Below are 9,400 nucleotides of genomic sequence, written 5' to 3'. Positions count from 1 at the left end.
CCTGCTCTGGATGACCAATCCGGCCAGTGCCAATTCCCAAGCACGGCGTCGTGACGTCGTGCGAGGGTTCGTCCCACCTCATTCTGCCGTAAACAGCTCTGAACGATTTCCCTTCAGGCTTCCGGTGGCACGCGAGCTGGAGACTTTTGTCCCAATCCTTCCAGCTTCCGCCCTCGCGAGTTGCCCTTATGCGCCGCAGGTTCGTTTCCTTGAGATTGCGGGATTGGTGCAGCCGGTCCACGGTATCAGCTTCGCCCGCCTTGATTGGAGGAAGAGAGCCAATTGCCTCCCTGACGGTCATCGGGGAGTCTAGGTGGGTAGGTTCGATAAGCTTCACTTCACCGAATTTAGATGCAAAAAGCACCAGTCTGGTTCGCCTCTGCGGCACTCCGTAATTTTGTGCCCGCACTTTTTGATAGGTCACCTGATAGCCAGCTACCTTCAAGCGATCCACAAAGCTGTTGAACGCCGGATGGATTGCAACACGCGGGACATTCTCCATCGAGACGATATCGGGTTGAACCTCCTCAATGATCCGCGCGAATTCTCGAAGCAAATTCCATCGCTTGTCGGTATCTTCCGGGGTCTCATTCTGCCGATATCGGCCCGTATACATTGAGAATGGCTGGCACGGCGCGCATCCAACTAGCACCTTCGTCGCACCGGGAGAATACAGCCTATCTATGTCGCTACCAGACAATTCTGCAACGTTGGCCGGCAGGAATTCAGCTTTGATGTTCTTCTCATAGGCGTATTTGCAGCTAGCATCGAAGTCTATGCCAGCCAGCACGCTGATGCCAGCTTTACGGAAACCCGCGCTCAGCCCTCCGACACCACAAAATAAATCCACAACTTCGATTTTCATGACTACCAGTATCAAGCTCAAAGATAAACGTCGACGGTCAAAACCTCAATTTTACAGCTTTATCGCGATTCATGGGAATATGACATCTGAAGCTGGTGGCCGCTGCGGGAATCGAACCCGCACGGGCGAAGCCCGAGGCACCGGCCTCGTCGCGGCTGCAAGACTTCTTTTGCCGTTCTCCAGTTACGACACAGCATTTGGCGAGGCGTTGACCGCGACATTGGCCTCCGCAGCGTCCAGCACGCCGCTGGTCCGCCCAAGCGATCCGAATGCTGAGAGTTTCCGCTCAAACCGTGGCGATTTCCGGCAAGGCATACGGTGATATCCTGGACGGTGTCGATCGAGAGGACAAAGAAGACGACCGCGATCGCCGAAAATCGACGCCCCCTTCTTTGAAAATGCCGAACGGCGTTGTCCTCGATCAGGATAGGGTCCAATCACTTGCAGATGATGCAACGGAGTTTGCCAAAATCCTCTCCCGGGCGGTGAGTACCGGAGGTCTCGACTGGTCGCCTATCGGCCGAGCCCTATTCGCCAAAGGCGGCGGTCCGAGCGTCAGGGAAGCAGCGAATCTCGTTCTTCAACAAACCTTGACGTCACCAAGTCTGGAAGTGCTCGTCCATGCGGCGAATGCGGCGGGCGAGGTCGAAATCGCTGACGCGGCGATAACACGTCTCATTGAGAACGGCCGCCCTTACGGATGGGCGCGCTTCCACGATGGCGGATCCCATTACGCCGTTTCTCGCGCACTTCGAATTGCTTATCCCACCGATGGACGAGCCCGTGCGCTCAAACTTTTTGTTGCCGACTATACGGGACATGGTCTGCGGGCCAGGGAGCAAATTGGCTATTTGGACGAATTGCTCGGTGAATTTCTTGATGAACTGCCGCTCCGGAGCTATGGCGGGACATCGAAGAGCACGTGACACAACTTGTAGACTGGAAATCAAGTTCCTACCGGCCACCATCCCTCGATCTTAAACCGCGAGCGCACGATTGCGATATCAGCGTTCGTCTGCTGACCCGCGACATCGACCAGCCGGCTCTCTCTTTGGCATGGCAGGCCCGGCACGGCCTGTTGGACGTCTTCGAGCTCGGCGACAGGTCTGGCGCCGCTCGCGCGGCGTTGAGCAAGGCTATCGCAGACGACTATCAGGCACAGACTGCCGGGCTTTCGATCCTTGAGTGTCTTGCTGTCAGCAACCCAGCCATCGCCATACGCTATGTGGAGGATCTCAACGATCTGGCCTGGCAGGGTTCCTCCGTCATCCGGTACGCCGCACAAAACGTTCTCCAGCAACTCGAACTTGAGATCCCGTCGGCGCCGGCAAAAGTCCCCTTGCCCGCATTTTACCGCCTTCACTTTCCAGAAACTCCAAAACCGGAAATCAGTCTTTCCGGTGACGTTACCCCGCCCGGGGAACCACTGCCGGATACGGAAGATCCCTTCGACCTTACGCGGATGTACCACCACGTCCTGAAAAGGCTGGCTTCCGATGTGGAACTATCCTTCGACAATCTGGTACGCCGGATGGCGCAGCTCATGCGCATCGTCGCACCACCAGAAACCTGGTCCGCTAAAATCGAGCGGGAAATTTATCGGCACAATGAGCGTATCGGGCTCAAGCTGACATACCGGCGACCCCGCAGTCTTGTTGCTCAACATGCTTTCGGGCTCCTGGTCTCTGAGCTTTGCGATGCAGAGGTGGTGGAATGGATTCCGACGTACGTCAGGGAAATCTTGGTAGTAGCCGATCCTCCCGGAAATCTGGTCAACATTCTACCCCGGCCCGACTGGCTCTATATCCCCGCGGCAGAGGAACTCGGCAAATATCCTTAGGACGAATGGATGGCAGCCGTTGCCGAGGCGCTGCCGACGGCCTACCATACTCCCGCCGGCGACGTTGTTTTGGCCGAGTTAACCAGGATTGCGCGACAGGATAATGACCGCTCTGAAGAAAGTCGGCTCAGTGTCATCGGTCACCGCGCGCTGAAGTTCGACGACGATAGCGAACCCTCAGTTCACGATTTTTGGCATAAGGAACGATATTTCGCCCGCGACTATCCCATGCTTTGGCACCTACAGCCGGTTCCCGTCACCGCTATCGCAGGGGGCTCCATCATGTCCGACGCCCGTTTCCTGGCCCTGAACCCCTCGGTCGCCTTCCTCCTTGGATGGCGACTGTCTGCGACGGGATTGTTCCGATGGGAGAATGCAGACGGAGAGATGATGGCGGAATCCATGAGGTGGGCGCAGGGCAATATCGAGGCCTATGACACCGGATATCAAAACCGGGCGGCGGAGGGCTGGCTTGTGCTGGCAACTCCTGCCGGGTGGGAGGCCATGCGGCAAGTGATCACGGATTCTGTACGCCATCGACGTGCTGCAAGGATGACCGGCTATAAGCGATCGGGGGATCGCGATATCTCGACAGCGGCAGACCATATCCCAATCTGAGTGCGGATTTTTCAACGCGTGCACTCAGCGGTTCGAAGGTGTATGCCAAATGGCGAGTATCGGCCCACGCCCATAGGGCATGATGTTGAACCCAGCTCAGGGCGAAATATGTCAACGGCACAGGAGTTCTGGCCATCGCGCAAGTAGCTGATGCCAATGATCTCAGTGGCAGCTGTCAAGCGAAGCGAAGAATTGACCCCTCCTATTGCCTCATGGAAGAATGCTACCGAACGATTTGGCGAGTGGAAGAGCCGGCGTGATCGTCATCCAGTCACCATTGAGGATCTCAAGGGCCGACTCCTGACGCCAGGCTTTCACCGCCATCTGCACCGTCCGCAGGCTTTTGTTCGTGAACCGGATCGACGTTCATCAGCCGCTGCAGCACGACGGCTGCCGAGAGGGTCGGCTCAGCCTCCAGCCATGCCCGAATCTGAGCTTCATACGGCTCAAGCATGGTCGGCCTCTTCGGATAGAGTTTGGTCCGCCGATATGACCTTTTATGGTAGGTCGCACCTCGCCATTCTGCCAAGCCGTCTTCAGATTAGCGGTGAAGCGCTGCAGGTCGATGACGACAGGTTCCTCAGGCGTTACTTGCTCTCCACGCCGATCGACGCGTCTTCCCAAATCCTCCTGCGCCGCACGGATGCCAGTGAAGAGCATTACCGGGTCGGCCGCTGCGGCCGGTGACGAATGGCAGCGCCTGCGGCTCAAGGCTCGGCCCACGCGTCAATAATCGCCATCGCAGCGGCCGAGACGCTGCGGCGGATCGGCCGCGTGCCGCCTGCGATGGGCTTATCGGCTCGCCTTGCCGATCCTGAACGTCATGTATCCTTTCGCGATTTATTACCTGTTCCTGGTCGCCGCACCCGTCTGGACCGCAGCGAGCATCGATTCGTCACCGTCCACGACTGGTGCAGACAGCTTGGAACACGATGAGCGCCCGGCTCGCTCCCTAAGATCGCGTCAAGGACTGGCTATATACTCGAATCTGTTCAATCCACCGTATTCGATCAGATGTGCGGCCGCTGCAACGATCTGTTTGATGTCGGCCGACACTTTTGAAATCGACGTTCCCGGCTGGACGACCTTGATGCGATAGAGATACTTCTGCATCGCATCGCCGGAGAGAAGCAGACGCATCATGTCGATGTCGCCCGCCAGAAACTTATGGTCGCCGCCCTTCTGATGGCGGCGATCGATGTGCGCCCGTACCGCGGAATAGGTCAGGCGACGTCCACTCTTGATGGCTTGACCGAGCACCTCGTACTGATCCTGCAGTCGCCGCCCGGGATCGTCAGAACCGGAGTATTTGGCGTGCCAAAGGGTGATCTCGGTATCCTGTAGCAAACCCTCCGATGCGATCTGGCGGACTGTTATCAGGTCGGCCAATTCACCGCTTCCATCGTCATGAAAGACGACATCGAACCCATCAACGATGAGCTCGCGCGCGATTTCGTCCTGTATGCTCTCGATTCTGTGCGGGAACTCGTCGGACAAACGTTCCTTCCTGATATCGACCGTTGCGGGCCAGATTTTCTCGACGAAGGTTTCTTCAGAGGGAACGAGTGGCAATTCCGCCAGCGGCTCGGTCCCTTCCGCCCCCACAATGATTGCCCCATCAATGGAATAGAGGGTTGGCGGTTGCGCGTTGATGAAGTCCAGGAATTTTTCGTAATTGCCACCACGCCTCACCAGCAGCTGATCCGTTGGGACAAACCCTGTTCCGCTCTTTCGCTCTGTGGGGCGAAAAACCGGGCGCGCACCCGGCTGATAGCTAACCGTGGTATAGCCGCTTGCCCACCGGATCCGCAGGCTCATCTGATCGCTCGGCTGCGGGCGTGACGCAATTTCGATTGCGCAATCAAGCAGGAGCGACAGCGGAGAAGGGACCGACGAAACCTCATCTGGCGAATCCTGAAACCTAGTCGACGCAACTGAAACCTCGGAAACACGAACGAGCGTGAGCGGTTTCGAATATACATCGAGAGGCCAATCGGCGGCCACGACCCTCGCGGGAATTTCGCGCAGCGGAACGACAAAGGGCACGCCGAAATAGCCTCGCCTGCCCCTCGGATCGCTATCGGAGCGGATGGCGGCTCCGAGCCGTTCGCACCATTTAGCGAATTCTTGCACGGAGACATTTTGCCCGCCCCACAGCTTTGACGATTCGCTCATCCCCAATATTTCATCATCGTCGATTTTCGCTGCGAGATGGCCGCGCACATAGCGAACCGCTTCCATTGCGCCAAATGCATCTCCCGCAGCTCGGCCTGCGGAGGAGCGATAACTCTCGGCGCCGTCGCCATATTGCCTTGTGCGCAAGCCGACATTGAAGGGGGCAAGGAGCTTTGTGCCCGAAAACACACGGGCAAGATCGCGAAACAGAACGCCTGGCAATGATTTACCTGCCACCGCGCGGATGCAGTTATCGCGCAAGGTAACATCGTCGGCGGATGCATGGAAAAAAAGCAGATCACAGTTCTTGCTGTAATACGCCATGTGAAGATGGACGCTTTCTGTCGCAATGGCATCGCCGACCAGCCAGCTGGGTGTGCCGGGCTTCTCGGTCACCAGGATTGCCGTGTCTTCGTTTTCGAGTGCATAATGCAAGTAGAGACGGTCGAATGCGGTTTTCATCTTCGACATGTCGATCTGCACACCCCTGCAATCGAACACGTCGGCTTTCTGCCGCGGTCGAAGCTGCTCCCAAAAGGCCTCGCTCAGCGGTTCTCTGGCTGCAACCCTTCCGGTCGATCGGATCCGGTCCGCATAGTCTTCATGCGCCTGTTCACCGATGATTGCGCCATCTGCCTGGGAGGCGACAATCTCATTCCAGATCGAATCGCGCCGATAGAGCGCTCTTAGGTCATCAACCACATGGGTGACTTCCGGGACCGAAAGAAAGCTCGCCTGACCTATGTTCTTCTCAGTGGTTCGGGCGAACCGACCGATGAACTGCAAGGTGATCGGCAGGGATTTGTCAGGATCGTGCAGGGCGGCAATCTTGAGTCTCGGCTCGTCAAAACCTTCACCCAGCATTCGCACGCAGATCAGACCATCAAGCTCCCCCGCTCTTAGCCTTTCGACTGCCCGGTCATTCGTCTTCTTGGCGTAGGAACTCGTGACCACCGCAATGCGCGCGCCTTCTGCTTCGTAAAGTTCCTTCAATTGTTGCGCGCGCCGCCTGGTCGACGCCTTCACCATGTATCGGTGATCGAGACCTTTCTTCCTGTCGTCCTTGAATCGGGCCAAGGTGGCGCGACAGATGGCTTGGTCCGGCGTCTCGCCCTCTCCTGGAGCGACGGCGTGATAGACGATTTTTCCAAAGACACCGTCCTTGTAGGCCGCCCGCGCCGAATAGGTATGAATGATCGGGCCTGGCATCCTGCGCCGATCAAGCCGGTAGGGTGTTGCGGAAAACAGGATCTTCGGTATCGGCCCGAGATCCTCGATCAATTTGCGCCAGGTTTCCGCCGGCGCATGGTGTCCCTCGTCGATCAAAGCCAGGTCGAAGAAGCCGCTCGGTGGCGGGCAAACGCCCTTGTAGGCGGGGCTCAAGGTTTGTGGCAGCCCGACAACGACATCGGCCTCATCAAGCGCCCGCCAGCCGGCCTCGTCTGTGATGCGATTATAGACCCGTCTCACCCTGGGCGCGATCTTGCTCTTCAGCATCTCCAGCCTGCGAAACGGATCGACTTCGCTGAATTTTTCCGCGAGCTCTTCGCGAAGGCGTGCGGACGCAACGATAACGAGGACACGTCGCGCCTTGACGAGCGCCGAAACCAGAATCATAACCGCTGACTTGCCCGTGCCGGTCGGCATGGCGATCGTCGCAGCCTCTTGAGAATGAAGGGCGTGCGCGGCCCCCGCATATGCCGCCGCCAACTGCGTCTTCCTCAGACCGGCGTGGCTGACCTTTCCCGTCTCGTCGCGGTGCTCAAGACGGATCGACATCGCCTCCGACATCGCTTCAAAACATGATTGCGTCATCCAGGAGCCTCAGAAGGGTTGGGAACCCGTGATGCCAAAAGGGTTCAGAAAGACGAGAGCCTTTTCGAACCCCTATATGCGACGGTTTTCCCGACCGATTAGGAACTACAATACTAAAACCTCAGGATGCTTAACGATATGATCAACAACCTGCATTCTTATGCATTCTTCTTGAAAATAAGTGCTTGCGCATGATGACTGCACACGTCAGCGAATGGAAGGGGAACGCGCGATCAAACTCTGAGCTAGAACGAAAGGCGGGCGCGATCAATGCGCTGCTCGTCCGGCCGATCGGTGTGCTGCCGGAAAAGCGGGCGACCAGATCCGCCCTTTCGCCCTCAGTCTCTTCAACGACATGGGTCCCTTGCTGAAACTGGACACCCCCCCGATGAAGCTGCGGCGCGCAATTCGATTTTTGATGCGCAAATATATGTTTTTGCTCTTGAACCGATTCGAGCCAACGACGCCTCGAAATGCGCTGGCTTGGTCGGTTGCGGTCGTTGCGCTACCTTTTCAGGCTGCCCAGGCCGGGCAGCGTCCAAGCGGTCGTCCGTCTGCGACAGCCAAACCGGCCGCGTTTGACTGCCATCATTACTTCAGGCACGCGGATCAGAGCGCGATGTCGACCTCGTGGTACAGCTTGTCCGACGGCAGGGCCTCGGTCGTGAAAAAGTTCGAGTTCTTTTCGAGCTCCTGGACAAGCGTGCGTCGCGGCACCTCCGTTTCCTTCGCGACGCTCCCGTGCTTGCCGAGCTTGGTGGACGTATCCGTCCTGCATATCGCTTGCCGTTCGCCGCGACGCTCGCCCGACATTTTTCCGATTTTACGCGATCGGCCGTTGGCAGCTAGGGAAAGCTGTGCGATGGTGGCGCTTTCAACTTTACCGTGATCAGGGCGGCGCGCCATGATTGTAGACGTCGAGTTTTCATCCGTACATCCGAATGGCATAGCCTATCTTGACTGGACCCCGCGCAAGCTTTCCATCCGGCTGGCCGATGCCGAGGGAGCAAATCCGGCGCGTGTGCGTTTTGCAAGCCGCACCGCGGTCGAGCTTCGCTTCTCAGAGGCGCGAGCCGATCCGATGCAGCAGGTGCTGGAGATCGACCTGCCTCAGGACGGCAGCCCGATCGGCATCTGGATCGCCGGCCTGTTTGGAACGGCAAGCATCCAGGACGGAGATAGCGGCTACACGATCTCAGATGTCCCAGGCGGCATCCAACTGATCAGCCAGGCGGCCATGGTGCGCGTTCGCAAGAACGCCAATGGGCTTACCGACGATGAACGCGACCGTTTTCTGGCGGCGATGGGTACACTCAATGCCGCCGGCAGCGGACGATTCCGCGACTTTCGCGACATGCATGTCGACCGTCCTGCTTCCGATGAGGCGCATTTTGATGTCGGTTTTCTCCCTTGGCACCGCTGCTACCTGCTCGATCTGGAGCGCGAGTTGCAGGCCATCGACCCGTCCGTGGCGCTGCCGTACTGGCGCTTCGACGAACCGGCTCCAAACGTCTTCACCAGGGCCTTCATGGGCCTTCCAAACGCCAACGGCCGCCTCGTCTTCACGGCGGGCCATCCGCTGGAGAGCTGGATCACCGACGGCCAGCTCGGCATTCTGCGCAGCATGGGTTTTTTGCCCAATGCCCGCCCGTCCTCGGTGCTGAGCGAGGCGGATACGCTTGCGCTCGCGCCGTTCCCGGCTGCCACGCAATATCGCAATTTCGCCGATATGGAAGGCAACCCGCATGGCATGGCCCATACCAGCTTTCAGGGGTCAAGCTTCATCCGGCGTATCCCGCTCGCCGCCCGCGATCCGTTGTTCTTCATGCTGCATTGCAATGTCGACCGGATCTGGGCCAAGTGGCAATGGTTGAACGCGCTTTATGATCCGGCCGAAACCGAAGCTTTCAGCCCCTCCGACACCGGACGGATTGGCCATCAGCTCGGCGACACGATGTGGCCATGGAACCAGGTCACCGGCTTGCCGCGACCTTCCACCGCGCCGGGCGGGACGCTGGCAGCCTCGCCGGTCATCGTTCGTCCTGGACCTTCGCCAACGGTGCGGGACCTTGCTCTTATTCCCATCT

Annotated in this window: 8 protein-coding genes; 4 read left to right on the top strand and 4 right to left on the bottom strand. The window is 58.2% G+C overall.

Annotated elements, in window-relative coordinates:
- Positions 1 to 865: DNA cytosine methyltransferase (locus C9413_RS21505; protein ID WP_170250880.1), on the bottom strand; the 865-nt coding region annotated here is incomplete at its 3' end.
- 293 nt (positions 866 to 1,158) lie between these two features.
- Between C9413_RS21505 and C9413_RS21495 the strand changes: the two genes are divergently transcribed.
- The 3 genes from C9413_RS21495 to C9413_RS21485 are packed head-to-tail and all read left to right on the top strand — an operon-like array spanning position 1,159 to position 3,323.
- A complete protein-coding gene (locus tag C9413_RS21495; protein WP_040114107.1) occupies positions 1,159 to 1,791 on the top strand; it encodes a hypothetical protein in 633 nt (210 codons plus the stop codon).
- Positions 1,788 to 2,705 carry a hypothetical protein gene (locus tag C9413_RS21490; protein WP_040114106.1) on the top strand — a complete coding sequence of 306 codons (918 nt, stop codon included), beginning with the start codon at positions 1,788 to 1,790 and terminating at the stop codon, positions 2,703 to 2,705. The genes C9413_RS21495 and C9413_RS21490 overlap by 4 nt, the downstream gene beginning before the upstream one ends.
- A gap of 9 nt (positions 2,706 to 2,714) precedes the next feature.
- Positions 2,715 to 3,323 carry a hypothetical protein gene (locus C9413_RS21485; protein ID WP_170250878.1) on the top strand — a complete coding sequence of 203 codons (609 nt, stop codon included), beginning with the start codon at positions 2,715 to 2,717 and terminating at the stop codon, positions 3,321 to 3,323.
- A gap of 286 nt (positions 3,324 to 3,609) precedes the next feature.
- Here the strand turns inward: C9413_RS21485 and C9413_RS33690 are convergent, their stop codons facing one another.
- The 3 genes from C9413_RS33690 to C9413_RS21470 all read right to left on the bottom strand — a co-directional run bounded on the left by C9413_RS33690 (position 3,610) and on the right by C9413_RS21470 (position 8,126).
- Positions 3,610 to 3,777 (bottom strand): hypothetical protein, encoded by a 168-nt coding sequence (locus tag C9413_RS33690; protein ID WP_223844055.1) that lies wholly within the window; start codon positions 3,775 to 3,777, stop codon positions 3,610 to 3,612.
- Between the two features lie 509 nt (positions 3,778 to 4,286).
- A complete protein-coding gene (locus C9413_RS21475) occupies positions 4,287 to 7,313 on the bottom strand; it encodes a DEAD/DEAH box helicase family protein (protein WP_082046624.1) in 3,027 nt (1,008 codons plus the stop codon).
- A 609-nt stretch (positions 7,314 to 7,922) separates the two neighbouring features.
- Positions 7,923 to 8,126: a hypothetical protein gene (locus C9413_RS21470; RefSeq protein ID WP_166677337.1), complete on the bottom strand. Its 204-nt coding sequence runs from the start codon at positions 8,124 to 8,126 to the stop codon at positions 7,923 to 7,925.
- Between the two features lie 91 nt (positions 8,127 to 8,217).
- On the opposite strand from C9413_RS21470, the gene C9413_RS21465 reads away from it, so the two are divergent.
- Positions 8,218 to 9,400, top strand: a 1,183-nt coding sequence (locus C9413_RS21465) for a tyrosinase family protein (protein ID WP_170250877.1), incomplete at its 3' end; no start/stop codon positions are given.

Origin of the sequence: Rhizobium sp. SEMIA 4085 (assembly GCF_013004495.1) — a bacterium.
GTDB classification, from domain to species: Bacteria; Pseudomonadota; Alphaproteobacteria; order Rhizobiales; family Rhizobiaceae; genus Rhizobium; species Rhizobium gallicum.
Note: the sequence above shows the minus strand (reverse complement) of the source record. Positions and strands in the feature narration are given on the sequence as shown.